The sequence below is a fragment of the Streptomyces sp. SID5469 genome, from assembly GCF_009862865.1.
GTDB lineage: Bacteria > Actinomycetota > Actinomycetes > Streptomycetales > Streptomycetaceae > Streptomyces > Streptomyces avermitilis.
In genome coordinates this window covers 6328425-6350751 of the sequence record NZ_WWIN01000001.1, presented here as the reverse complement: position 1 = coordinate 6350751, position 22327 = coordinate 6328425, and the positions used below count along the sequence as shown (strand labels likewise).

The following is a 22327-nucleotide window of genomic DNA, read 5'->3' as shown; positions in this document are numbered from 1 at the left end:
GGGGCGTGTCGGGTGAAGGGGTGGGGACGCGCGAGCCGGGGTGGTCCGTGGGTTCCCGTTCGCGCCCGTCGCGCTCCCCGGGCCCACTTGCGCGGCCAAGGGACAATGGACGGTGGCCCTCTCTCAGCCGGGCGGGCCCTGAATCGTACGAGGAGGAGAAGACATGGCGGAGCCCACGCCGCGTCGGAACGAACCGCGGCTACGCCCCGCGCCCCTGCTCTTCGAGCCCACGGAGGCGGCCGGGGACCCGGAGCACTTCTTCGACCTGGAGTCGATCGACGACCCCCGGGCGCTGCTGGCGCGGGCGACGGAGCTGACGCACGCGTTCCGCGCGGCGGCCGACCGGGCGGTCGAGTTCCAGGCGGTCGCCGCGGCACAGCTGGCCGATCCGCGGCGGTTCGACCGGCTCACACCGGCGGACATCGCCGAGCGGGCGGAGTGGACCGAGGACTACGCGAAGAAGATGGTGGAGTTCGGCCGGGATCTGCTGCGGGGGCGGGAAGGGAACGGACCGGCGGACATGCTCTGAACGTCCGGAGGCGCCCGCCCCGTCCCTCGGCACCCAGCCCCGGGCACCCGGCACCTGGACCCCCCGCCCCCGGCCCCCGGCACTCGAATGGCCGTTTGGCATATGCCGGGTGGGCAAGATACCCCACCTGACCCCCACCCGTCCCCAATTCGCGCAACTCTCAGGATCGGACCGCTCACTGCCGGTAGATCTGACCGGTATGAGCAGCGAACCGCACCCGGCAGCCGATCCGCTCCCCGACCGCTTCGACGTCACCGGAGTCACCGCGGAGGGAGCCGCCTGGCTCGCCTCGGCGGGAACGTATCCGCGCAGCACGCTCGCCCTCTGGGAGGAGCGGCCCACCGCCCCGGTCGTCCTGCCCTGCGGTACCGCCTTCGACGTCGTCAGCGCACCCACGATCTTCGGCCGCCGCATGCTCGACCGGCTGTGGGACGAGGGGCCGGGCTCCGGACCGGTCGCCGCCTACCGGTGCCGCATGCTGCTCTTCGCCGCACCCGGCACCGCCCAGCGCCTCCCCTCGCTGCTCGACTGGGAGGAGTGGGGCGCAGGCGGCGCCGCCGGGCCCGGCCGGAGTGCCGGAATCCCGCCGCTGCTGTGCCACGGGCCGGGCGACGCGGTGACCGTGCCGGCGCTCGGGACGGACCTCGGCGAGGGTGCCGCCGGCCGCCCCGAATCCCGGTGGCTGGTGGCCCCCGACACCCGCCGCCCCTGGCTTCCCGGCCCCGAGATCCTGGTCTGGGCGGCGGTCCGCGCGGCCCGCGCCGCCGCCTCCGCCGCCGTACGGATATCGATTTTTCCTCCCGCCGATCAGGATGCTAAGGTCTACGACGTCAGCAGGCGCCGCTAGCTCAGTTGGTTAGAGCAGCTGACTCTTAATCAGCGGGTCCGGGGTTCGAGTCCCTGGCGGCGCACGCTAGCGATGGCGAGGCACGTTCGCGGAATACGCGAACCGGCCTCGCCATCGTTGTTTTCGCGCGCCTTCGCCACGCGTTGTACGCGTGTTGCGGAGTGCGGTTCACCCCGTCGCGATCTGCACCGTCCACGCCCCGGACGGCGTCCGGTCCTCCACCTCCACCTTCACGCCCTCCCCCGGCACCGTGAAGCTCTCGCCGAGGCCCACCGGGGCGTCCGCGAGCGGCGGGTAGACCGAGTCGCCCCAGCAGGACTCGGAGTGCGGGTGGGCGTCGACGACCTGCACGGGCCCGGCACCGGACTCGGCCTCGCTGCGCACCCGGTAGACGAGGATGCCCTGCGAACAGGTCGAGCCGTCGTTGCCCACCGGACCGCGCGCCTCGAAGGCGAGCGCGCTGTCGGGACCGGTACGCACCACCGCCAGCTTGGTCCCGCGCCCCACCCCGAAGGCGGTGGCGGGCGCCGGCACCTCCGGGCCGTGGGACACCGCGTCCGAACTGATGCCCGCACCGAGAAGGCCCGCACCCGGACTCGCGCTCCCCGCCACCGGCTCCACTCCAGCCACCGGCTTCGCTCCCACCACCGGCTCCACTCCAGCCACCGGCTTCGCTCCCACCACCGGCTCCACTCCAGCCGCCGACGCCGCCGCCGACGCCACCTCCGGAGTCGGCGTCGCCCCCGCCGCGGCAGCCGGTGCCGGCCCCACCCCCAGCGGCTCCAGCGTCAGCCGCGTGCTCCCGCGGCTCCGCACACACACCACCTGGTGCGGATCCAGCCACCCCAGCCTCCACTTGTGCCAGGCGAACAGGTCGGGCGCGAGGCCGAACTGGCTGCCCATCAAATCCCAGTCGCCCACGTAGGTGTCCCAGTCGCCCTTGCCGTCGGTGGGGCGGTGGTAGAGGTCGGGCAGGTCGAAGACATGACCCGTCTCATGGGCGAGGACGAGATGGTCCGGCGGATGCTTCTCGAAGACCGTGACCACCCGCCGAATGTCCTTGCCGTCGGCCCGCAACGGCGCGTCCAGATTCACGACCTTCGTCGCGTCCGAGTCCACGCCCGGCGCGTCCGGGTCGGCCACGAAGTACACGACGTCGTACCGCGAGAAGTCGACCTGCCCGTCGGCCACGGAGAGCGCGTCCCGCAGATAGGCGGCCCGGTGCTCGGCGTTCCAGTCCCGCCGCATGGCGTACGACGTGGAGGCGTGCGGCATCCGGATCCACCCCGGCAGCGCATGCGGGCGCAGGGTGAACCTTCCGTACGAGGCACGCTCGAAGAACTGACTGGTGGCCGGGAAGTAGTCGGCGGTCAGCTCACTCGGCGCGGTCAGTGGCGCCGAGTCGGGGAACGACAGGAACACCATCACCGCGTCGAGCGGGCGGGTCGGTCGCGGATAGGCGGCGTTCCAGGTGTCGACGCCCTCCGAGTGGTGCGCCCCGGTCCGCCTCAGCTCACAGGCCGCACCGGGTTCGGCGAGGGCGGGCCCCGTGACCAGCGAGGTCGCCGCGAGTGCCGCCATGGAGGTGAACACGGCCGCGGTGCTGCGCCAGCGGAGCCCCCCGTCACGGACACATCCCTTCAATGGGAGTTGGCGCGGCAAATCGACCTCCGGATGCGGCTCACGGGACACCGCACCCAGCCTGTGCCGAGTTGTATTACTTTGCCCTGTTTATCTGCACCAGAAGGGTGAGGCGCTCCGGGCGGAGACCTCGCACATGACCACTTCGACACCCCGAACGCTCACGGAACGTCACAAGCGATCGACAGGCGTGGAAACCGGCCCAGGTGCGGGCAGAAACGATCTGTCAGAACGTGGGCTCGTTCCGCGACACTGGGACAGTGGCTGGAAGGCCCTTGGGTCAGCCTCTATGATCGGCACACTTTCCTGCACGGACACGGCTTGTGCGACCGCCCACCACGCGGCCGACCACCCCGGCGAGACCCCGAGATCCGTACGAAGAACGAGTGCACTGCGGGAGCGAGCGGTGAGCGGAACGTCCGAAGGGCCGGCGCCCACGGCAGACCTCATCCGGCCGGCCGTCACAGAGCGTCACATCGACACACCTCCTCGTACGACCACGACCAGCGCGTCCCCCTCCTCCACCGGCGCCGCCTTCGCCGCGGCCCCCCTCGCCATGGCGGTCGTCGACCGCGAGGGGCTCGTCGTCACGGCCAACGAGACGCTGGGCACGCTGCTGGGCACCGACGCGGACGCGCTGGCCGGGAAGACCGCCGCCGACCTGGTGGACCTCTCCTCCGACCCCCGCGCCTGGCACGCGTACCGCGAAGTGCTGCGCGGCCGGCAGGCCCGGCTGCGCTGCACCCGCCGGCTCAAGCACCCCGACGGGCGCTCGTTCTGGGTCCAGGTGACGGTCTCCCCGCTGCCCGAGGAGGAGCGGGCGATACTGCTGTCGGTCGCCGACATCAGCGCCGGCCGTGAACTCCAGGCGCGGCTGCGGCACTTGCAGATGCACGACCCGGTGACCCGCCTGCCCAACCGCACGCTGTTCTTCGAACGCCTGTCGGCCGCACTGGAGGCGGAGGCGTACGAGGAGAGTGGCACCGGCCGCATCGGGCTGTGCTATCTGGACCTCGACGGCTTCAAGGCGGTCAACGACACGCTCGGCCACCGGATCGGCGACCGGCTGCTCGCCGCCGTCGCCGAACGGCTGACGCGCTGCGCGGAAGAGGCGGGATACGCCAGGCCGAGCGCCCCGCTGGTGGCCCGACTCGGCGGCGACGAGTTCGCGCTGCTCGTGGAGGACTCGACGGGCACCGACCAACTCGCCGACCTGGCCGAGTCGGTGCTGAAGGCGCTCCAGGCCCCCTTCGACCTCTCCGGCCAGCGACTGTCGGTCTCCGCGTCGATCGGCGTGGTGGAGCGGCACGCGGCGGGCACCACCGCCACCGGTCTGATGCAGGCCGCCGACACGACGCTGTACTGGGCTAAGGCCGACGGCAAGTCCCGCTGGACGCTCTTCGACCCGGAGCGCAACGCACACCGTATGACCCGCCAGGCCCTCTCCTCCGGTCTGCGTCCGGCGATCGAGCACGGTGAATTCGTACTGGAGTACCAGCCGTTGGTGGGCATGGAGGACGGCCGCCTCCGCGGGGTCGAAGCCCTCGTCCGCTGGAACCATCCGCAGTTCGGGATGCTGACGCCGAATCGGTTCATCGGACTGGCCGAGGAGGACGGCTCGATCGTGCAGCTCGGCCGCTGGGTGCTGGCGACCGCCTGCCGGCAGGCCCGCCGCTGGCAGCTGGAACACCCGGACGCACCGCCGCTGTTCGTCAGCGTGAACGTGGCCGTGCGCCAGGTGTGGGACTCCGACCTGGTCACGGACGTGGCGGAGATCCTCGCGGAGACGGGCCTGGCCCCGCACCTCCTCCAGCTGGAGCTCACGGAATCGGCCGTCATGGGCTCGGCCGGCCGCCCGCTCCAGGCCCTCCAGGCGCTCAGCGACATGGGCGTGCACATCGCGATCGACGACTTCGGTACGGGCTACTCGAACCTGGCCTATCTCAGCCGGCTACCGGTCTCGGTGCTGAAGCTGGACGGCTCCTTCGTACGCGGCTTCCAGTACGACACCTCCGAGAAGCACGACGGGACCGACGCCCGCCCGAACCCGGCCGACGAGGTCGTCGTCGAGGCCATGATCCAGCTCGCCCACCGGCTGGGGCTGACGGTCACGGCCGAGTGCGTGGAGACCTCGGCCCAGGCGTCCCGTCTGCGCGGCATCGGCTGCGACACCGGCCAGGGCTGGCTGTACTCCCGTCCGGTGGCGCCGGATCGTATCTCCGAACTGCTGCGGACACCGGCCCGCCGGAGCAGATCCGAACCGATCTGACCTGGTCAGACCCGGTCAGACCGGTCCTTGGCCGGCCTGAGCCGCGTCGCCTCAGCCGGCCGTGGGCAGCCCGTAGGCGTCCGCGATCAGTTCGTACGAGCGCAGGCGTACGTCGCCGCTGTGGGCGTTGCCCGTGATCATCAACTCGTCGGCGCCGGTGCGCTTCTGGAGGTCGTCGAGGCCGGCGCGGACCTCGTCCGCGGTGCCGTGGATGACGTTGGAGTTCCAGGTGGCGACGAACTCGCGCTCCATGGGACTGAACTCGTACGCCTCCGCCTCCTCCGGGGTCGGGACCAGGCCGGGGCGGCCGGTGCGCAGGCGGACCATGTTGAGGGCCGCGGCCAGGACCTGGCGGCGGGCCTCCTTCTCGTCGTCGGTCGCCAGGGCCGAGACGCCGATCAGGGCGTACGGGGCGTCCAGCACCTCGCTCGGCCGGAACGACTCGCGGTAGAGGTCCAGCGCGGGGACGGTGTTCTGCGCCGAGAAGTGGTGCGCGAAGGCGAACGGGAGTCCGAGGATGCCGGCGAGGCGGGCGCTGAAGCCGGAGGACCCGAGCAGCCAGATCGGGGGGCGGTGCGGGGACTGGACGCCGCCGGGCGAGGTCGACTGGATCGGGCCCGGGACCGCGTGGATACGGGCGTAGGGGTGGCCGTCGGGGAAGTCGTCGTCCAGGAAACGGGTGAGTTCGGCGAGCTGCTCGGGGAAGTCGTCGGCGCCCTCGTTCAGCCGGTCGGTGCGGCGGAGGGCGGCGGCCGTCGCGCCGTCCGTGCCGGGCGCGCGGCCGAGGCCGAGGTCGACGCGGCCCGGGGCCATGGCCTCCAGGGTGCCGAACTGCTCCGCGATGACGAGGGGCGCGTGGTTCGGGAGCATCACGCCGCCCGAGCCGAGCCGGATACGGTCCGTGTGGGCGGCGAGGTGGGCCAGGATCACGGCGGGCGAGGACGAGGCCACACCCGGCATCGAGTGGTGCTCGGCGACCCAGTAGCGGTGGAAGCCGCGGGACTCCGCGAGGCGGGAGATCCGGACGCTGGTGCGCAGGGCGTCGGTGGCGGTGCGGCCCGCGCCCACGGTGACCAGGTCCAGTACGGAGAGGGGGACGGGGGCGGTGCCCTGTGCCGTGCCCCGGATCTCGTCCGCCGTCTCGGCCGCCGTCTCGTCCGCCGTCTTGGCCGTCGTGTCGCCTGCCGTCTCGTCTGCCGTCACGGTGGATGCCTCCTGTTTGGTGCGTTGCGTCTCCACCGCGCACTAACAGGAGGCAGTCCCCGCTTATTCCCGGCGCGCCTTCTCCCGGGCGCGGCCTGGGCGCGCCTTCTCCCTGGGCAGGCCCCGCTCCCGGGCGACAGCCCCTAGTGGACCTGCACGAGCGGCTCCTTCGTGAAGAGGGTGCCGAGTCGCGGGGCGTTCACCCGGCGGTCCGCCAGGCGCAGCGCCTCCCAGACCGTGACCTGGTTGGCGGTGAGGACCGGCTTGCCCAGGGCCGCTTCCAGGGCCTGGATGTGCGACGCCGTGTGCAGGGCCGTGTCCGGGAGGAGGACCGCCTCCGCTTCGGGGTGGTCGGCCGCCCGGGCCAGCGCGAGGACCTGCTCCTCGTCCCACGTCGCCACCTCCGCGGCCGTGATGATCCCGGAGCCGCGGACCGCGACCACCTCCACGCCCGCGTCCTTCAGGAACGCGGCGAACAGGGCCGCCACGTCGTCCGGGTAGGTCGCCCCGATCGCGACCCGCCGGACGCCCAGCTCGCGCGCCGCGTGCGCGAAGGCGAAGGAGGTCGAGGAGGCCGGCAGGCCGGCCGTGCGGGCGAGGCTGCGGACCTGGTCGTGGGCGCCCTGCCAGCCGTACACGAAGCTGCCGCTGGTGCAGGCCCACACCACCGCCTCGGCACCCGACAGCCGCAGCTCCTCGACGCCCGCGGCCAGCCGTGCCGCCGAACCCATCTCGAGGAGCGCGTCCACCCGGTGCGCGTCCTCGCCGATGTCCGTGTGGACCAGGGGAAGGCGGATGTCACTGCCCAGCAGTTGCTCGATGCGCGGATAGTCGTCCTCCGCGGAGTGGCCCGGGTAGAGGAATCCGAGTGCGGTCATGCCCAACCTTCCTGTTCTTCCGGCAGTACGGGCCCCGGCACCGGACGGGCGGACTCGTCGAGCAGCGCCTGATAGGGACCCACCGCACGGGTACCCAGGTGACGCAGTGCGGCCCACATCGTCACTTGGTTGGCCGAGATCACCGGGATGCGCAGCTCCGCCTCCAGCTGGGGGATGACGTCGTACGTCGGCAGGTTGGTGCACGAGATGAACAGCGCGTCGGCCGTGCCGCCCGCCGGCAGGCGCCCGCCGACCGCCTGCCGCGCCATGTCCACCACGTCGCGGTACGGCACCTTCCAGATGTGCCGGGTGAGGCCCATGAAGGCACGTCCCGTCACCCGTACCCCGCCCCCCACGAGGTAGTCCTCCAGGGACTGGGTCACCGAGACGGTGTACGGCGTCACCAGCGCGATGCGCCGGGCGCGCAGCTCCGCCAGCGCGGCGAGCAGCGCGCCCGAGGTCGTCAGCGACGGCACGGCGCCCGCGCGCGTCATCGCCTCGCACATGGCCCGCTCCCCCGCGATGCCGCCGACGAAGCTGCCCGAGGTGCAGGCGTACGCGACGACCTCGGGCGCGACCGCGTTCAGCGCGCGCACCGCCTCGCCGAGCGTCTCGTGCTCGGAGACCAGCCGGGCGAGGTCCAGGCTCACCTCGACCGGCACGAACGGGGTCCGCGTGAGGTGCAGCGAGACGTCGTCCGGCACCCAGCGCCACAGCTCACGGTCGAGCGCGAAGTCGAAGGGGGCGACAACACCGACACCGCGCTGCGGGCGCGGCCCGCCCAGGAAGGAGACGTCCATCGGCAGACCCCAGTCTCACGAAGGGAAACGGGTGGGCAACGGACCGTGTGCGGGTCCGTGTTGACGAAGGTAGGTTCGGGTGCGAGCGTGGTCAATCCGCGCATCTCAGACGGCCACGGCCCACCTTCATTTCCCCAGAAAAGCGGACGCGCATTGCGAAACGGTTTCCCGACGATGTCCGGTCCCCCGTCCGAAGCGACCCTTCTCGTCCTGGATGCCGAGCCGCCGCCCCGGCTCGGCACACTCACCGGGCGGGTACGGATCGAGCACGCCGACGAGTCCACGCTCGCCGAGCGGCTGCCGTCCGCGGATGTGCTGCTGGTCTGGGACTTCACCTCGCACGCGGTGCGCCGGGCCTGGCCGGGTGAGGGCCCGCGGCCGCGCTGGGTGCACACGGCGAGCGCGGGCGTGGACCATCTGATGTGCCCCGAACTCGCCGCGTCCGACACGGTGGTGACGAACGCGCGGGGCGTCTTCGACCAGCCGATCGCCGAGTACGTCGCGGCGCTGGTCCTGGCGATGGCGAAGGACCTGCCGCGAACCTGGGACCTCCAGCGGCAGCACGAGTGGCGCCACCGCGAGTCGCAGCGGGTGGCGGGCACGCGCGCGTGCGTGGTGGGCTCCGGCCCGATCGGGCGGGCGATCGCCAGGACACTCAAGGCACTCGGCATCAGGACGGCCCTGGTGGGGCGCACCCCGCGCACCGGCATCCACGGTCCGGACGACCTCGACCGGCTGATGGCGCGCGCCGACTGGGTGGTGTCGGCGGCGCCGCTGACAAAGGCCACGCACGGCATGTTCGACGCCCGGCGCTTCGGGATGATGCAGCCGTCGGCCCGCTTCATCAACGTGGGGCGCGGGCAGCTCGTCGTCGAGGAGGCGCTGGCCGAGGCGTTGTCGAAGCGGTGGATCGCGGGGGCGGCGCTGGACGTCTTCGCGCACGAACCGCTGGTCCGGGAAAGCCCGTTGTGGGAGGTGCCCGGCCTCATCGTCTCCCCGCACATGAGCGGGGACACGGTGGGCTGGCGCGATGAACTCGGCGCGCAGTTCCTCGAGTTGTTCGAGCGCTGGCAGGCGGGCCGGCCGCTGCCGAACGTGGTCGACAAGCAGCGTGGGTACGTACCTGGACACTGAGCTGCCGAACCTTCTGGAGGGCGGGCGGATGACCGAACTCACCGAGCTGACCGCGGTACAACTCGTCGACGGCTACCGCAAGGGCGAATTCAGCCCCGTGGACGCGGTGCGGGCGACCCTGGAGCGGGCCGAGCGCATCCAGCCCGCCGTGAACGCCTTCGTACTCCCCCACGCTCTCGACTCCGCCCGGGCGGAGCGGTTTCCGCCGGCCGCGCACGAGGCGCTCGCGCGGGCGGCCGAGTCGGCGGACCGATGGCGGCGCGGGGAACCGGCCGGTCTCCTGGACGGCGTCCCGGTCACCGTCAAGGACATCATCCTGCAACGCGGCAGGCCGACCCTGCGCGGCTCCAAGGCCGTTGATCCGCAGGGGGCTTGGGGCGAGGACGCGCCGTCCGTGGCCCGGCTGCGGGAGCACGGTGCCGTCTTCATCGGCAGGACGACGACGCCCGAGTTCGGCTGGAAGGGGGTCACGGACTCGCCTCTGACGGGGGTCACCCGGAATCCGTACGACACCTCGCGCACGGCGGGCGGATCGAGTGGCGGAAGCGCGGCGGCCGTGGCGCTGGGCGCGGGGCCGCTGTCCCTCGGCACGGACGGCGGCGGCAGCGTCCGTATCCCCGCCGGTTTCTGCGGGATCTTCGCGCTGAAGCCGACGTACGGGCGAGTGCCGCTGTATCCGGCGAGCGCGTTCGGCACGCTCGCGCATGTGGGGCCGATGACGCGGGACGCGGCCGACGCGGCGTTGGCGATGGACGTGATCAGCGGTCCCGACGCACGGGACTGGTCGGGGCTCGGGCCGGTCGGCGGGTCGTTCACTCAGGCGCTGGCGGGCGGGGTACGGGGGCTGCGCGTCGCCTACTCGCCCTCCCTGGGCGGGCAGGTCGCGGTGCGGCCCGAGGTCGCCTCGGCGGTACGGCGGGCGGTGCAGGGGCTGGCGGGGCTGGGCGCGTACGTGTCCGAGGCCGACCCCGACCTCACGGATCCGGTGGACGCGTTCCATGTGCTGTGGTTCAGCGGGGCGGCCCGGGTGACGCAGCATTTCGGGCCGCAGCAGCGGGAGGTGCTGGATCCGGGGCTGCGGGAGATCTGCGGGATCGGGGCGCGCTTCTCGGCGCTCGACTACCTCGCCGCGGTGGACGTCCGCATGGACCTCGGCCGACGGATGGGCCGCTTCCACGAGTCGTACGACGTGCTGGTCACGCCGACGCTGCCGATCACGGCGTTCGAGGCGGGCGCGGAGGTGCCGGCCGGCTCGGGGCTGCGCCGCTGGACGGGGTGGACCCCGTTCACGTACCCGTTCAACATGACGCAGCAGCCGGCGGCCACGGTCCCGGTCGGGGTGGACGGGGACGGACTCCCGGTGGGGATGCAGGTGGTGGCGGCCCGGCACCGGGACGACCTGGTCCTGCGGGTCGCGCACGCGCTGTACGAGGCGGGAGTCGCCGGTATCGGGGCACCGACCGAAGTGTAGGGGGCGGCGTTGTGGCGGTCGGCCGGCGACTAGGCGCGGCGGAAGCTCAGGGTCTCGCCCTGCGCGCCCGATCGCCACAGGTCGTTGCACGCCTCGGCCATCGCGTCCAGGCCCTCGACCACCTGGCCCCAGACGATGCCCGGCACCCAGCCCACATCGCCGTTGAGCAGCAGGTTGTTGCGCTCGTAGAAGAGGGCGAGGTCCACCACCGTCTCCTGCTGGGCCTTTCCGTAGCCGTAGGCCTTCGTGCCCAGCTCCGCGCCGGAGAAGGTGAAGTAGCAGAGGTCGCCGGGGATGGGCGTGACCGTCGGGTTCTCCAGGGGCGGTTCCTGGGCCGCGAAGGGCGGGAAGAGGGCGTAGACCTCGTTGCGCGCGTACTTGGCGTGGTAGACGTCGGAGCCGAGGGGCAGCGCGTCCCACACCGCCTGGCAGGTGAGGGGCGCGCGGTCGTCGAGAAGTCGGGCGGTGCAGCGCACTGCGCGCTTGTCGAGCGCGACTTCGAGGTATCGGTCTGCCATTCGTGCCTCCCTGATGCTCTTGCGCTCGTGCCTGCCCAGTCCGGCACGGGCCAAGCCTGTGGGGCCCGAGGGGAGAGGGGCTAAAAAAAGACTGGAATATCTTCAGACTGTTCGGGTAGCCGGGCGCCCATGGCTTCACCGCAGGGAAACACCTCAGGAAGCATGCCCCGAGACAGACTCCGCCGCCGCTCCCTCCTCGCGGGAGCGGCGGCCCTCGCCACGGTGGGCACGGTCGGCGCGACCAGCGGATGCAGCCGGGTGGCCACCGCCGACACCGGGGACGGGGGCCATCTGCTGGAGCAGCTGAGGGCCAGGGGAACCGTACGGCTCGGCATCGCGGGCGAGCAGCCCTACGGCTACATCGGCAAGGACGGAAGGGTGACGGGGTCGGCGCCGGTCATCGCCACCCGTATCTTCAACGAACTCGGCATCGACCATGTCGAGCCGTTCCCCACCGACTTCGGCTCGCTGATCTTCGGCCTCAACTCCCTCCAGTTCGACGTGGTCGCCGCCGGGATGTACATCACCCCGGAACGCTGCGGGCAGGTCGTCTTCGCCGATCCCGAGTACCAGATGAAGGACGCCTTCATCGTGCGCAAGGGCAACCCGCTGAAGCTGCGCACCTACGCGGACCTCGGCAGGTCGAAGGCCCGCGTGGCCACCGGCATCGGCTACGCGGAGATCGACTACATCAAGGAGGCGGGGGTCAGGAAGGTCGACACCCTGCCGGACCAGCTGGCCGGTCTCCTCGCCGTCGAGCAGGGCCGCGTCGACGTGTTCGTCGGCACCGCGGTCACGGTGCGCAACGTGGTCAAGGAGACCGGGAGCAGCAAGGCGGAGGCGACCGCCGAGGTCACGCCCTATCTGGACGGCAAACCGGTCACCGACGTCGGCGCCTTCGCGTTCCGCAGGCCGGAGCGGAACCTGCGCGACGCCTACAACCGTGAGCTGCGCAAGCTGAAGCGAAGCGGTGAACTCCTGGAGATCATGCGGCCCTTCGGCTTCACGAAGGCCCAGATGACGACCATCACGGCCGAGGAGAAGTGCACACCATGAGTGAGATAAGCGCAGGCTTGTGGGAGCTGCTCCTCAAGGGTGTGTGGATCACGGTCCAGTTGACCGTCTACAGCGCCGCGCTCGGCGCCGTGGTCGCCTTCACCGTCGGCCTGGCCCGTACCCATCGGCTGTGGGTCGTACGTTTCCTGTCCGGGGCCTACTTCGAGGTGTTCCGCGGTACGTCCGCGCTGGTCCTGATGCTATGGGTGTTCTTCGTGGTGCCGCTGACCCTGGGCTGGCAGCTGGTCCCGATGTGGGCCGCCGTACTCACGCTCGGCTGCACCTACGGCGCCTACGGCTCCGAGATCGTGCGCGGTGCCGTCGCGGCCGTCGCGCCGGCCCAGCGCGAGGCGGGGATCGCACTGAGCTTCACACCCGCCCAGCGGCTGCGGAAGATCATCCTGCCGCAGGCCTGGCCCGAGATGGTGCCCCCCTTCAACAACCTGCTCATCGAGCTGCTGAAGGGCACCGCCCTGGTGTCCGTCCTCGGCGTGGGGGACATCACCTTCGCCGCCCAGCTGGTGCGTAACGCCACCGGACAGAGCGCTCCGGTGTACACGGTGATCCTGGTCATGTACTTCGTGCTCGCGTTCCTGCTGACCCGGGTGATGCGCCTGGTGGAGCGCAGGGCCAAGGCCGGCATCGGGCAGTCCCCGGCCGGCGGCGCCGCCGTGACGCAGAAGACCGGCCTCGGCCCGCAGCAGGACTTCGCCCGCAGCTGGTCCGGCCCCGGAGGTGCCTCGTGAACTGGAACTGGTCCACGCTCGGCGACTTCATGCCCCGGTTCTGGGACGGTGTCCTGGTGACGCTCGAGGCCCTGGTCCTCGGCTCGCTGATCGCCTTCGCCCTCGGACTGGTCTGGGCCCTCGCCCAGCGCTCGTCGCTGAAGGCGGTGCGATGGCCCGTCCTGGCCGTCACCGAGTTCATCCGCAACACCCCGCTGCTCGTGCAGCTTTTCTTCTTCTTCTACGTCCTGCCCGAGTGGGGCATCACCCTGTCCGCGCTGGCCACCGGCGTGATCGGCCTGGGCCTGCACTACTCCACGTACACCGCGGAGGTCTATCGCGCGGGCATCGACGGCGTTCCCGTGGGCCAGTGGGAGGCGGCCACGGCGCTCAGCCTGCCCCGTTCGCGCACCTGGACCGCGGTCATCCTGCCGCAGGCCCTGCGCCGCGTCGTGCCCGCCCTCGGCAACTACGTCATCGCGATGCTGAAGGACTCGCCGATGCTCATGACCATCGGCGTGCTGGAGATGCTGGGCGAGGCCCGCCAGTTCGGTTCGCGGACCTTCCACATGAACGAGCCGATCGTGCTCGTCGGCGTCGCCTTCATCGTCATCGCCTACCCCGCCTCCCTTCTCCTCCGAGCTCTGGAGCGCCGCCTTGCCCGCTGACACCACCCCCTCGACACAGACGGCCGGCCCCACGGTGGACGGCGACGAGCTGATCCGCTTCGAGAAGGTCACCAAGAGCTTCGGGTCCCACACCGTGCTGGACTCGCTGGACTTCTCCGTCGACTCCGGCAAGCACGTCACCCTGATCGGCCCGTCCGGCTCCGGCAAGACGACGATCCTGCGGCTGCTGATGACGCTGACGAAGCCCGACTCGGGCACGATCAGGGTCAACGGCGACTACCTCACCCACGAGGAGAAGAACGGCGCCCTGGTCCCGGCCGGTGAGAAGCACGTCCGCGAGGTCCGCAAGAACATCGGGATGGTCTTCCAGCAGTTCAACCTGTTCCCGAACATGAAGGTGCTGCGCAACGTCACCGAGGCGCCCGTCACCGTGCTCGGTCTGGCCAAGGACGAGGCCGAGCAGCGGGCCCGTGAACTGCTCGACCTGGTGGGCCTCGCCGACAAGGCGGACGCCTATCCGACCCAGCTGTCGGGCGGGCAACAGCAGCGGGTCGCGATAGCCCGGGCCCTCGCCATGCGCCCCCAGGTGCTGCTGCTCGACGAGGTGACGTCGGCGCTGGACCCCGAGCTCGTCGCGGGCGTCCTGGACGTCCTGCGCGACATCGCCCGCAGTACGGACATCACGATGCTCTGCGTGACCCACGAGATGAACTTCGCCCGGGACATCTCCGACCAGGTGCTGATGTTCGACGCGGGCCATGTGATCGAGTCCGGGTCGCCGGAGAAGATCTTCGGCGACCCCGACCACGAGCGCACCCGCGAGTTCCTGAGCGCGGTCCGCTGACGGAAAGCAACCGTCAGACCATGACTCGGGCATATGCCAGGGTGGCGCGTTCCTGCTGAGAGGCGTGGAACGCGCCACCAATCTTGTCAACCCCTGCCCTCTTCACCCCTCTTGGCGGCTATCGTGGACACAGCCAGGCTGTCCGGAAACGGCCCACAAAAGCGCAGGGGGAAACCGTGGCGCTGAAGCACGAGCCGACCGCCCCGAACCACTCGGCCCAGGACGCCCTCCGCGTCCTGGAGACGGTGGCCCGACACTCCACCGGCGTCACCGACACCGAACTCGCCCGTCGGACCGGTCTCGGCACGGAGCGGCTGACCGCCCTCCTGCGGATGCTGCGCAGGGAGGGATACGTCGAACAGGTCGCCGACGGGGAGTACGTCCCCGGTGCCTCCCTCAGCAGGCTGGGTTCCACGCACGGCCATGACCAGGCCCTGCGGGAGAAGCTCCAGCACACCCTCGACCGGCTGCGCGACTCCGTGGGTGCCGCGATCTACATCAGCCGCTACATAGACGGCGAGGTGCACGTCACCCAGTGCGCGGAGGGCCCGACCACGCCCGCCGTGCACGAGTGGGTCGACTTCCGCTCCTCCGCCCACGCCAGCGCGGTCGGCAAGAGCCTGCTCGGCCAGCTCGATCTCAACGGACGCCGCGACCACCTCGCCCGCCACAAGATGGCCCGCCTCACCTCGCGGACGATCACCAGCGAGCGGGTGCTGCTGTCCCGTCTGGACGCCCAGCCGCCGACGGTTCCCGTGCTCGACCTCCAGGAATACGCGGTCGGCACGGTCTGCGCGGCCGTCCCGATCACCGCCGGCTCCTCCGTGGGCTGCCTCGCCCTGTCCCTGCCGATCGAGCACGCCCACCGCCTGCGGCAGGCGGCGGAAACGCTGAACAAGGGGGCGGCGCCGGTCCTGCTCTCGCTGGCGATCTAGAACGAATCCGGCCACCGGGGGCGGCCCGCCTCCGGTGCCCCCGGGTATACCCCCGGGTGGTCATCAGCACCCTTTCGGACCAGGTAGTATTTCTTTTGTCGCCGACCGCGAGAGCGGAAGGCGAGAGTCATGCGCCGCTAGCTCAGTTGGTTAGAGCAGCTGACTCTTAATCAGCGGGTCCGGGGTTCGAGTCCCTGGCGGCGCACAGATGAGAAGCCCCTCGCGAGAGCGAGGGGCTTCTTTGCGATCCGCGCCCCTCGGACCTACGCCCTGGTGAGGAGCTCCTCCCGCCCCCGCGCCCGGTACTCGTCCACCAGCCCCGCCACATCCGCCCCGGTGAGCCGCCGGTAGCAGCGCTCCCCGGGCGGCCGCCACCACACCGGGTCGGCGCACCGGAACCCCTCCCGCCGCAGCCCCGCCCGATGGATCTTGTTCGTGGCCGTGACCGGCATCCGCTCCACGACCCGGACGAACCGGGGCGCCATCTTCGTCCCCAGATCCGGCTGGGCCAGCAGGAACGCGGCGAAGCCGAGCGGGTCGAAGTCACCGGCGACCGTCGCCATCACCTGGTCCCCGGCCACCGGATCCGGCACCGCGTACACGGCGACGGCGGCGGCACCCTCGTACCGGGCGAGGATGTTCTCGATCGTCGCGGCGGCGAGGTTCTCGCTGTCGACGCGCAGCCGGTCGTCCGTGCGGCCGGCGAAGTAGAGGAACCCGTCGGCGTCCCGGTAGAACAGGTCACCCGTCCAGTACCAGCCCGCCCGCCGCCTCGCCGCGTCCGCCTCGGGATTGCGCCAGTAGCCCTCGAAGGGGTTGGGCCCGCGGTTCACCAGCTCCCCTATCGCCTCGGCCCCGTTGCCGAGCCGGCCGGCCGCGTCGAACTCGGCCGGCGGGCACTCCTCGCGGGTGTCCGGGTCGAGTACCGCCAGGTCGTCCCCGGGGGCCGCCCGGCCGACCGCCCCCGGCGGGGTGCCAGGACGCCACTGGATCGCCGCGCCGCCCTCCGAGGAGCCGTACCCCTCCACCAGCCGCACCCCGAACCGCCGCTCGAAGGCCGCCGCGTCCACCGCCCCCGCCTCCGTGCCGAAGCCGAGCCGCAGCGGGTTGTCCCGGTCGCCGGGCCGCTCCTCGGTGGCCAGGATGTACTGGACGGCACGCCCCACATACGTGAAGTACGTCGCCCCGTACGCCCGTACGTCCGGCAGAAAGCCCGAGGCCGAGAAGCGCCGGCGCAGCGCCACCCCCGCACCCGCCGCGAGCGCGGGCGCCCAGTCGGCGATCACCGCGTTGCCGTGGAACATCGGCATACAGACGTAGTGCACGTCGTCCGGGCGCACCCCGAAGTGACCGACGAGTGAGTGCCCGGCGGCGGCCAGCCGGCCCTGGGAGCAGATCGCGGCCTTGGGGGCGCCCGTCGAGCCGGAGGTGAAGTACAGCAGGAGGCGGTCGTCCGGGGTGGCCCGGGACGCGTCCGGCTCCGCGTCGGCGTAGGGCGCGAGCAGTTCCTCGTAGGCGTCCGTGTCGGTCACCAGCAGGCGTACGCCGGGCAGTTCGAGCCCGTCGAGGAGCGGCAGGTGGGCGCGCTCGGTGACCACGACCCGGCACTCGGTGTGCCGGATGTCGCGGGCCAGTTCGGGGCCGCGTCGGGTGGGGTTGAGGCCGGCGACGGCCGCACCGGCGACGGCGGCCGCGCTCAGCCACAGCGGGTACTCGGGGGTGTTGTCGAGCAGGACCCCGACATGCGGTTCGGCGCCGGACGCCAGCAGGCCGGCCAGCAGCTCCGCGCGGGCCGCCGCGCCCGCCGCCATCTGGTGATGGCTGAGCACCCGCCCTTCGAACCACAGCCCCGGCCGGTGGTCGCCCCACCGTTCCCGCACCAGCTCCGCGACGGTACGCCTCATGGACTCCATGGACGCGCACGGTAATTGACGTACCGTCAGATGTGGAGACGCGTGCGTGCGGCCCCTTCTCCCCGCCGCTACGGCATGGTGCTGAACCCGCCGTCCCCCGCGAAGACTTCGGTGTACGTAACCATGAAGCCGACGCAGGACACGGCGACCACCCCGAGGAACACCAGGATGCCGATCGTGCCGGCCAGGGCCAGGCCGCGCGCCGGGGCGTGGGCGGTGGCCCGGTCGGGGCGCTCGGCCGTGTAGTGCACGGTGACGATGTCGCCCGGGACGGTCGTCCCCGGGCCGTTCGCCTCGTCGAAGCGGATCGTGAGGCCGTCGCCGCTGGTGAACTCGTAGACGTGGTGCTGGGTGGTGCTCACGGAGGTGTCACCGCCGCCACCGCTGGTCGTGGTGTACGCCCGCAGACAGCGCGCCTCGGCGACCAGTCCGCTGTTCCAGTTGCTCCTGAGCTGGAGCGAGCGCCTGACGACCACGGTCGCCATGGCCAGCACGCCGGCGATGATCAGGCTGGGTATGGCATAGAAAATGACGTCCATCGTTCTCCCCCGGTGGCCGGTACTGGCTCCACGCACGTCGTCATGGTCATGTCGACGTGCGTGGAACCTACCCGCCCGGACCACGGGAGAGCCTCAAGCAGGGCTCAGAAAGTGACGTCGGCGCACGAGTAGAACGCGTTCGCCGTGTCCGCGATCGTCCAGACCCCGAGGATGACGTGGTGACCGCTCAGCCCGGTGGGCAGGGTGCCGCTGTGGGAGAGCGTGGACGGCGGGCGCTGGTTGTTGTACGGCACCGTCAGGAACGGCGTGGTGTTCAGATCCGCGCGGGTCAGCGCGTGGTTCTGGTTCCAGCCGGCCTTCGTGACGTAGTACTTGAAGTCGGTCGTGGCGTGCGAGGCGGTGAACTGCCAGCGGAAGCTGTAGCTCTGTCCGCCCGTCACCCTGGTCGTGGGCCAGGCCGTGCCCGCGGGGGTCTTGGGCTGGTTGAGCTGGCCGAAGTTGGAGTGGCCCGCCGAACAGATCTGTCCGTCGGCCGGTCCGCCCGCGGGGAAGCCCTTGGGGCCCTCGACGCTCTGGGGCTCCCACTGGATGTCACCGCAGTTGGCCACGGACCCGCCGGTCGCGCACATCTTCTGCCGGCTGAGGGGCTGGTCGGTGTAGCCGTGGGCGCCGGCCGGGCCGGTGGAGAGCACGAAGGTGCCCGCCGTCGCGAGACCGATGACGGCCGCGTACACCTTGGCCTTCCCGGCCGCTTTCCCGGTCGCTCGCCGGGGCTCTTTCCTGGTCGTCCGTATGCGCATGCTGACGCTCCTGGAGGACGTGGGGGAGGTTCTCGTGAGCTGCGCGCGCGGTGTTCAGGTCTAGACCAAGTCTCAGATTATTGGTGTGAGTTCAACATGTCCATACCAATCACGACGATTCTCTGTGTCCCGTGTAGAACGCCACCGTCAGGTCCTTCACGAGTGCCTTGCGCTCGTAGTCGTCGAGCTCGACCAGGCCGCGCATGGTCAGCCGCGTCACCGTGTCCTGGACCGAGTCGACGACCGAGGTGAGCACCGTGTCCCGGTGCTGGGCGTCCAGCGCGGCGATCCGGCGGCGCTGCATCCGCGCCGCGACCTCGGGGGCGTACTCGATCCGCGTCGGCTGCGCCGAGAACACCTCCAGGCCCACCGGCGCCGCGTCCGCCGCCACCAGGCGGGTGAGCGTGTCGCCGACCGCGTCGACGTTGCGCAGGCTCACCGTGTCCTTCACGACGGGCGCCTCGGCCGGAACCTGCGGGAGCACCCGAGCGAGCGCCGACTCCACGCACTCGCGCAGATAGGTCTGGTGGTCGTCGATGCCGAGCAGGGCCCGCGCGGTGTCCTTGACCCGCCAGGTGACCAGGACGACCACCCGCAGCGGCACCCCGTTGGCGTCGACCGCCGGCATCGGCTCGCTGCGCCAGTGCCGCAGCCTTACGTCGACACGGCGGCGCAGCAGCAGCGGGTTCACCCACATCAGCCCGGTGCGCCGGATGGTGCCCCGGTAGCGGCCGAAGAGGCCGAGCACCCAGGCCCGTCCGGTGCAGCCGCGGGCCAGGCCGCCGAAGCCGAACAGACCGAGCGCCCCGGCTCCGGCGTACGCGGCCCACTGGGCGGGACCGAGCCCGGCACCCTCGTACCAGGGCAGCGCGCCGCCCAACTGGTGCGCGACGTCCCCGGACAGACTCTGCAGCACCCGTGCCGCGACCGGCGGCAGGACGCCCGACCACCACGAGGTGACGACACAGCCGGCCACCCCGCAGACGCCGGCCAGTACGCCCGCCGCGCCGGGCAGCACCCGTGCGGGGCGTTCCACCAGCTCCGGATCGACGACCGGCACCGGGCGCTCCCTGACCGGGACGGACCGGCGTAGGCGCGGCTGTTCACCGGTGCCGCGCCGGCGCCCCACGACGGCGGGCGCCGGCGGCACGGAGACGGGGTCGGGGTCGGGGTCGGGGTCGTCCCGGAAGAGGAGATGGACGGGGATCTCGGTGGTCGACTCGTTGTGGATGAGCCGGGCGGGCCGCGGAGCGCCGTTGTGCGGCGGGCCTTCGGACTCCGGCGTGTTCGACGTTGTCGTAGTCATACGTGCCTCCATGCCTCCGCGCGTGGAAGTGTGGTCATGAGCCGCGTCAGGCGAACAGCCGCCGCCAGGCCTCGGGCCCCGGGTGGCCGTCGGCCGCACCACCGCGCCGGCCCTTGGCGCGCGGGAACGCCTCGACGCTCCGCCGGTCCCCCACCGGGCTGCCCGTGACCCCGGAGCTGTCGGCCGGCGGAATGTCCCGCCCCTTCCTTTCCAGCAGGTAGGCCCAGGTCGTCGGGTCCGGCAGCCCGTCCGCCCCCGCCCCTTGCCAGCCCTGCGCCTCCTGGAACGCCTGGGTGGCCCGGCTGTCCGCGTCCGACCAGCGCGGGCCCGGCCCGGTGGCGTAGAAGCGGGCCCCGCCGCGGTCGACGAGGAGCCGGCCGAGCTGGGTGACGTAACGGTTGTCGGCACCCGGCCCGAAGTAGGCGTCGCCCGGGTAGTCGGGAACCACTTCCAGGGGCACGGCCGCGGGGGACCCCGAAACGCCCACGTCCTCCAGCACGCTCATGTAGCGGTACGCCACATAGCTGTCGGAATTGCTCCAGTAGGCGTACGGAGTGGCCTGCATCCGGGCGACCGGGGGCGTTTCCTCGTAGGCGAGGTATTCCGTGTGCGTGTAGTCCGTCCAGCCGCCGAAAAGGACGACGTGCGAGCCCTTCTCCGGGTTGTCGGGATTATGGAAGAGGAGAATGTCGCCGGGCTTGATCTCCTCCTTCGAAATGCGGACGCCGAACTTGTCCAGGCTGCCCGTCCATTCGTTGTCGCCGAGGTTCCAGGCCATCGAGACAAAGCCCGAGCAGTCCTGGCGGTACCCGTCGGACCAGTAGGCGCTCATGCTGTACGGGATCTCCGCGGCGGTCCATGTCCTGGCCCGGTCGATGATCGCGGCCCGGGTGGTCGGGGGCGCTTTCACGGTTGCGGGGCGGCCGCCGGGGCCATGCAGCGGAGCCTTGCCCCCCTGTGGGTTCTGGGGCTCGTCACCTGCGGGAACGCCCGGCCGAACGGGGCCGTGAGCGGCGGCGACGGCCGGCATCGAGTGGCTTGCGCCAAGGACCGCACCGGCCACCGCGGCCAGGACCAGCGCTCCGCGGGCCGCCGGGCGGACGAGCTGTCCCGACAGCGCGAAAGGGGACTCCCCCGCCCTCGGACGACCTCCCGAGGGGGCACCCCCGGCGCGATGCCAGTGAACACAGCCGGGGCAGTCGCAGCCGCTCGCGGGATCGAATTCCTCGAATTCCGGAGTCGCCATGCGATTCCCCTCACACTCCGGGCGGGTATCCCGGTGGAAGTAACCTCGCTTCTGCACGGTCGCAGTTTCTCAACTGTCGTCCGATGTCGCATGCTGACGGTCCGAATGATGTACGGGCCCTCCCGGAGGGCCTCCCGGCCGGTCTCCCGAACGGCTGCCGGACGCCGCCCCGGCCCGCCCTGCCGTCGGGAGCACCGCTCGGAGTCGGGTAGAGTTCTCGGGTCAGCGGGCGCCGCTAGCTCAGTTGGTTAGAGCAGCTGACTCTTAATCAGCGGGTCCGGGGTTCGAGTCCCTGGCGGCGCACCGACCGGAAGGCCTCTCGCAGCAGCGAGGGGCCTTCCGCCGTTTGGCCGGATACCCTCTCGCCATGGCGCGCGACCTGCAAGAGCGGATCAAGAAGCTCATCATCGACCGGCGGCTGCCCTCGGGGGCCGTGCTGCCGACCGAGCCCGAACTGATGAAGCTGCTCGGCGCCAGCCGGAACTCCGTGCGCGAGGCCCTCAAGGCGCTCCAGGCGATGGGCATCGTCGAGATCCGGCACGGCTTCGGGACGTACGTCGGGCCGATGTCCATGGCCCCGATGATCGAGGGGCTCGCCTTCCGCACGGTCGCCGGGCACCGTCGCGGCGAGGACTCCCTGCTCCAGCTCCTGGAACTGCGCGAGGCGATGGAGACCGGGCTCGTCTCGCGGCTCGCCGGCCGGGTCGCGCCGCGGGATCTCGTTGAACTGGATGGCCTCGTCGACCGTATGGAGAGGGAGGCCGCCGAAGGAGCCGGCCTCGCCGAGACGGACCGCGCCTTTCACGCCACCCTCTACCGGGGCCTTGGCAATGTATTGCTGAGCGAGGTCCTGGAGGCCTTCTGGGACGCCTTCCACCGCGTACGCACCGATCTGGCGGACGTGCCGCAGGACCCACGGGTCACCTGTCGGCAGCACCGGGAGATCCTCGACGCGGTCCGCTCGGGGGATTCCATACGGGCGGAGGAGGCGATAAGGGAGCACTTCGGCAACATCCGTACACGGCTGGCCTCAACGGAACCAATCGCACCCACAAGGCGTCCCAATTAGCGCGTATGACCGGT

The 22327-nt window shown here is 71.4% G+C and carries 21 protein-coding genes and 3 tRNA genes; 14 read left to right on the top strand and 10 right to left on the bottom strand.

Annotation, left to right across the window (positions count from 1 at the left end):
* Positions 1-163 precede the first annotated feature (163 nt).
* The 3 genes from GTY58_RS27395 (at position 164) to GTY58_RS27385 (ending at position 1440) form a co-directional block, all read left to right on the top strand.
* Positions 164-529, top strand: coding sequence for a hypothetical protein (locus tag GTY58_RS27395; protein ID WP_010986644.1), 366 nt, complete (start codon positions 164-166; stop codon positions 527-529).
* Between the two features lie 199 nt (positions 530-728).
* Positions 729-1376: a bifunctional DNA primase/polymerase gene (locus tag GTY58_RS27390; protein ID WP_010986643.1), complete on the top strand. Its 648-nt coding sequence runs from the start codon at positions 729-731 to the stop codon at positions 1374-1376.
* A tRNA-Lys gene (locus GTY58_RS27385) sits at positions 1367-1440 on the top strand. The genes GTY58_RS27390 and GTY58_RS27385 overlap by 10 nt, the downstream gene beginning before the upstream one ends.
* A 104-nt stretch (positions 1441-1544) precedes the next feature.
* Here GTY58_RS27385 and GTY58_RS27380 read toward each other — a convergent pair.
* Positions 1545-3038, bottom strand: a complete 1494-nt coding sequence (locus GTY58_RS27380; RefSeq protein ID WP_037649858.1) for a M6 family metalloprotease domain-containing protein — start codon at positions 3036-3038, stop codon at positions 1545-1547.
* Positions 3039-3423: 385 nt separating this feature from the next.
* Here GTY58_RS27380 and GTY58_RS27375 point away from each other — a divergent pair, with 385 nt between their 5' ends.
* Positions 3424-5286 carry an EAL domain-containing protein gene (locus GTY58_RS27375; RefSeq protein ID WP_010986641.1) on the top strand — a complete coding sequence of 621 codons (1863 nt, stop codon included), beginning with the start codon at positions 3424-3426 and terminating at the stop codon, positions 5284-5286.
* Positions 5287-5337: 51 nt separating this feature from the next.
* Here GTY58_RS27375 and GTY58_RS27370 read toward each other — a convergent pair whose 3' ends face one another.
* From GTY58_RS27370 to GTY58_RS27360, 3 genes are all read right to left on the bottom strand, one after another.
* On the bottom strand, positions 5338-6414 hold the full coding sequence (locus GTY58_RS27370; protein WP_037649940.1) for an LLM class flavin-dependent oxidoreductase: 1077 nt from the start codon (positions 6412-6414) through the stop codon (positions 5338-5340).
* A gap of 218 nt (positions 6415-6632) precedes the next feature.
* Positions 6633-7367, bottom strand: coding sequence for an aspartate/glutamate racemase family protein (locus tag GTY58_RS27365; RefSeq protein WP_010986639.1), 735 nt, complete (start codon positions 7365-7367; stop codon positions 6633-6635).
* On the bottom strand, positions 7364-8167 hold the full coding sequence (locus tag GTY58_RS27360) for an aspartate/glutamate racemase family protein (RefSeq protein ID WP_010986638.1): 804 nt from the start codon (positions 8165-8167) through the stop codon (positions 7364-7366). The genes GTY58_RS27365 and GTY58_RS27360 overlap by 4 nt, the downstream gene beginning before the upstream one ends.
* A 174-nt stretch (positions 8168-8341) precedes the next feature.
* Between GTY58_RS27360 and GTY58_RS27355 the strand changes: the two genes are divergently transcribed.
* Entirely contained in the window at positions 8342-9301 is a 960-nt protein-coding gene (locus GTY58_RS27355; RefSeq protein WP_010986637.1) for a D-2-hydroxyacid dehydrogenase, read from the top strand.
* A 28-nt stretch (positions 9302-9329) separates the two neighbouring features.
* Positions 9330-10772 (top strand): amidase, encoded by a 1443-nt coding sequence (locus GTY58_RS27350; protein ID WP_010986636.1) that lies wholly within the window; start codon positions 9330-9332, stop codon positions 10770-10772.
* Positions 10773-10801: 29 nt separating this feature from the next.
* On the opposite strand, the gene GTY58_RS27345 is transcribed toward GTY58_RS27350, so the two are convergent.
* Positions 10802-11290 carry a DUF3830 family protein gene (locus GTY58_RS27345; RefSeq protein WP_010986635.1) on the bottom strand — a complete coding sequence of 163 codons (489 nt, stop codon included), beginning with the start codon at positions 11288-11290 and terminating at the stop codon, positions 10802-10804.
* A gap of 162 nt (positions 11291-11452) precedes the next feature.
* On the opposite strand from GTY58_RS27345, the gene ehuB reads away from it, so the two are divergent.
* The 6 genes from ehuB to GTY58_RS27315 all read left to right on the top strand — a co-directional run bounded on the left by ehuB (position 11453) and on the right by GTY58_RS27315 (position 15684).
* Positions 11453-12346, top strand: coding sequence for an ectoine/hydroxyectoine ABC transporter substrate-binding protein EhuB (gene ehuB, locus GTY58_RS27340; RefSeq protein WP_237528895.1), 894 nt, complete (start codon positions 11453-11455; stop codon positions 12344-12346).
* Positions 12343-13092: an ectoine/hydroxyectoine ABC transporter permease subunit EhuC gene (gene ehuC, locus GTY58_RS27335; RefSeq protein ID WP_010986633.1), complete on the top strand. Its 750-nt coding sequence runs from the start codon at positions 12343-12345 to the stop codon at positions 13090-13092. The genes ehuB and ehuC overlap by 4 nt, the downstream gene beginning before the upstream one ends.
* Positions 13089-13739, top strand: coding sequence for an ectoine/hydroxyectoine ABC transporter permease subunit EhuD (gene ehuD / locus GTY58_RS27330; protein WP_010986632.1), 651 nt, complete (start codon positions 13089-13091; stop codon positions 13737-13739). Before ehuC ends, ehuD begins: the two co-directional genes overlap by 4 nt.
* Complete coding sequence (ehuA, locus tag GTY58_RS27325) at positions 13729-14544, top strand: ectoine/hydroxyectoine ABC transporter ATP-binding protein EhuA (RefSeq protein WP_010986631.1); 816 nt, start codon at positions 13729-13731, stop codon at positions 14542-14544. The genes ehuD and ehuA overlap by 11 nt, the downstream gene beginning before the upstream one ends.
* A 176-nt stretch (positions 14545-14720) precedes the next feature.
* Positions 14721-15479: an IclR family transcriptional regulator C-terminal domain-containing protein gene (locus GTY58_RS27320; protein WP_037649859.1), complete on the top strand. Its 759-nt coding sequence runs from the start codon at positions 14721-14723 to the stop codon at positions 15477-15479.
* A gap of 131 nt (positions 15480-15610) precedes the next feature.
* Positions 15611-15684: transfer RNA gene (locus tag GTY58_RS27315), tRNA-Lys, on the top strand.
* A gap of 58 nt (positions 15685-15742) precedes the next feature.
* Here the strand turns inward: GTY58_RS27315 and GTY58_RS27310 are convergent.
* The 5 genes from GTY58_RS27310 to GTY58_RS27290 form a co-directional block, all read right to left on the bottom strand.
* A complete protein-coding gene (locus tag GTY58_RS27310; RefSeq protein WP_037649860.1) occupies positions 15743-17392 on the bottom strand; it encodes a long-chain-fatty-acid--CoA ligase in 1650 nt (549 codons plus the stop codon).
* Positions 17393-17460: 68 nt separating this feature from the next.
* A complete protein-coding gene (locus GTY58_RS27305) occupies positions 17461-17931 on the bottom strand; it encodes a DUF3592 domain-containing protein (RefSeq protein WP_010986628.1) in 471 nt (156 codons plus the stop codon).
* 104 nt (positions 17932-18035) lie between these two features.
* Positions 18036-18692, bottom strand: a complete 657-nt coding sequence (locus tag GTY58_RS27300) for a lytic polysaccharide monooxygenase (RefSeq protein WP_010986627.1) — start codon at positions 18690-18692, stop codon at positions 18036-18038.
* A 109-nt stretch (positions 18693-18801) separates the two neighbouring features.
* Positions 18802-19998, bottom strand: coding sequence for an SPFH domain-containing protein (locus GTY58_RS27295; RefSeq protein ID WP_010986626.1), 1197 nt, complete (start codon positions 19996-19998; stop codon positions 18802-18804).
* A gap of 46 nt (positions 19999-20044) precedes the next feature.
* The gene (locus GTY58_RS27290) at positions 20045-21244 is read right to left on the bottom strand and encodes a peptidoglycan-binding protein (protein ID WP_010986625.1); all 1200 of its coding nucleotides are present in this window, start codon (positions 21242-21244) and stop codon (positions 20045-20047) included.
* A gap of 229 nt (positions 21245-21473) precedes the next feature.
* Between GTY58_RS27290 and GTY58_RS27285 the strand changes: the two genes are divergently transcribed.
* Positions 21474-21547: transfer RNA gene (locus GTY58_RS27285), tRNA-Lys, on the top strand.
* A gap of 64 nt (positions 21548-21611) precedes the next feature.
* Complete coding sequence (locus GTY58_RS27280) at positions 21612-22313, top strand: FadR/GntR family transcriptional regulator (protein ID WP_037649864.1); 702 nt, start codon at positions 21612-21614, stop codon at positions 22311-22313.
* Positions 22314-22327 lie beyond the last annotated feature (14 nt).

What these genes read in the sequence shown, in the direction of transcription:
- ehuB (WP_237528895.1), top strand. Translation starts at nt 11,453, where the DNA reads ATGCCCCGAGACAGACTCCGCCGCCGCTCCCTCCTCGCGGGAGCGGCG.
- GTY58_RS27310 (WP_037649860.1), bottom strand. Translation starts at nt 17,392, where the DNA reads ATGGAGTCCATGAGGCGTACCGTCGCGGAGCTGGTGCGGGAACGGTGG.
- GTY58_RS27355 (WP_010986637.1), top strand. Translation starts at nt 8,342, where the DNA reads ATGTCCGGTCCCCCGTCCGAAGCGACCCTTCTCGTCCTGGATGCCGAG.
- ehuC (WP_010986633.1), top strand. Translation starts at nt 12,343, where the DNA reads ATGAGTGAGATAAGCGCAGGCTTGTGGGAGCTGCTCCTCAAGGGTGTG.
- GTY58_RS27305 (WP_010986628.1), bottom strand. Translation starts at nt 17,931, where the DNA reads ATGGACGTCATTTTCTATGCCATACCCAGCCTGATCATCGCCGGCGTG.
- GTY58_RS27350 (WP_010986636.1), top strand. Translation starts at nt 9,330, where the DNA reads ATGACCGAACTCACCGAGCTGACCGCGGTACAACTCGTCGACGGCTAC.
- GTY58_RS27300 (WP_010986627.1), bottom strand. Translation starts at nt 18,692, where the DNA reads ATGCGCATACGGACGACCAGGAAAGAGCCCCGGCGAGCGACCGGGAAA.
- GTY58_RS27360 (WP_010986638.1), bottom strand. Translation starts at nt 8,167, where the DNA reads ATGGACGTCTCCTTCCTGGGCGGGCCGCGCCCGCAGCGCGGTGTCGGT.
- GTY58_RS27290 (WP_010986625.1), bottom strand. Translation starts at nt 21,244, where the DNA reads ATGGCGACTCCGGAATTCGAGGAATTCGATCCCGCGAGCGGCTGCGAC.
- GTY58_RS27365 (WP_010986639.1), bottom strand. Translation starts at nt 7,367, where the DNA reads ATGACCGCACTCGGATTCCTCTACCCGGGCCACTCCGCGGAGGACGAC.
- GTY58_RS27395 (WP_010986644.1), top strand. Translation starts at nt 164, where the DNA reads ATGGCGGAGCCCACGCCGCGTCGGAACGAACCGCGGCTACGCCCCGCG.
- GTY58_RS27295 (WP_010986626.1), bottom strand. Translation starts at nt 19,998, where the DNA reads ATGACTACGACAACGTCGAACACGCCGGAGTCCGAAGGCCCGCCGCAC.
- GTY58_RS27390 (WP_010986643.1), top strand. Translation starts at nt 729, where the DNA reads ATGAGCAGCGAACCGCACCCGGCAGCCGATCCGCTCCCCGACCGCTTC.
- GTY58_RS27280 (WP_037649864.1), top strand. Translation starts at nt 21,612, where the DNA reads ATGGCGCGCGACCTGCAAGAGCGGATCAAGAAGCTCATCATCGACCGG.
- GTY58_RS27345 (WP_010986635.1), bottom strand. Translation starts at nt 11,290, where the DNA reads ATGGCAGACCGATACCTCGAAGTCGCGCTCGACAAGCGCGCAGTGCGC.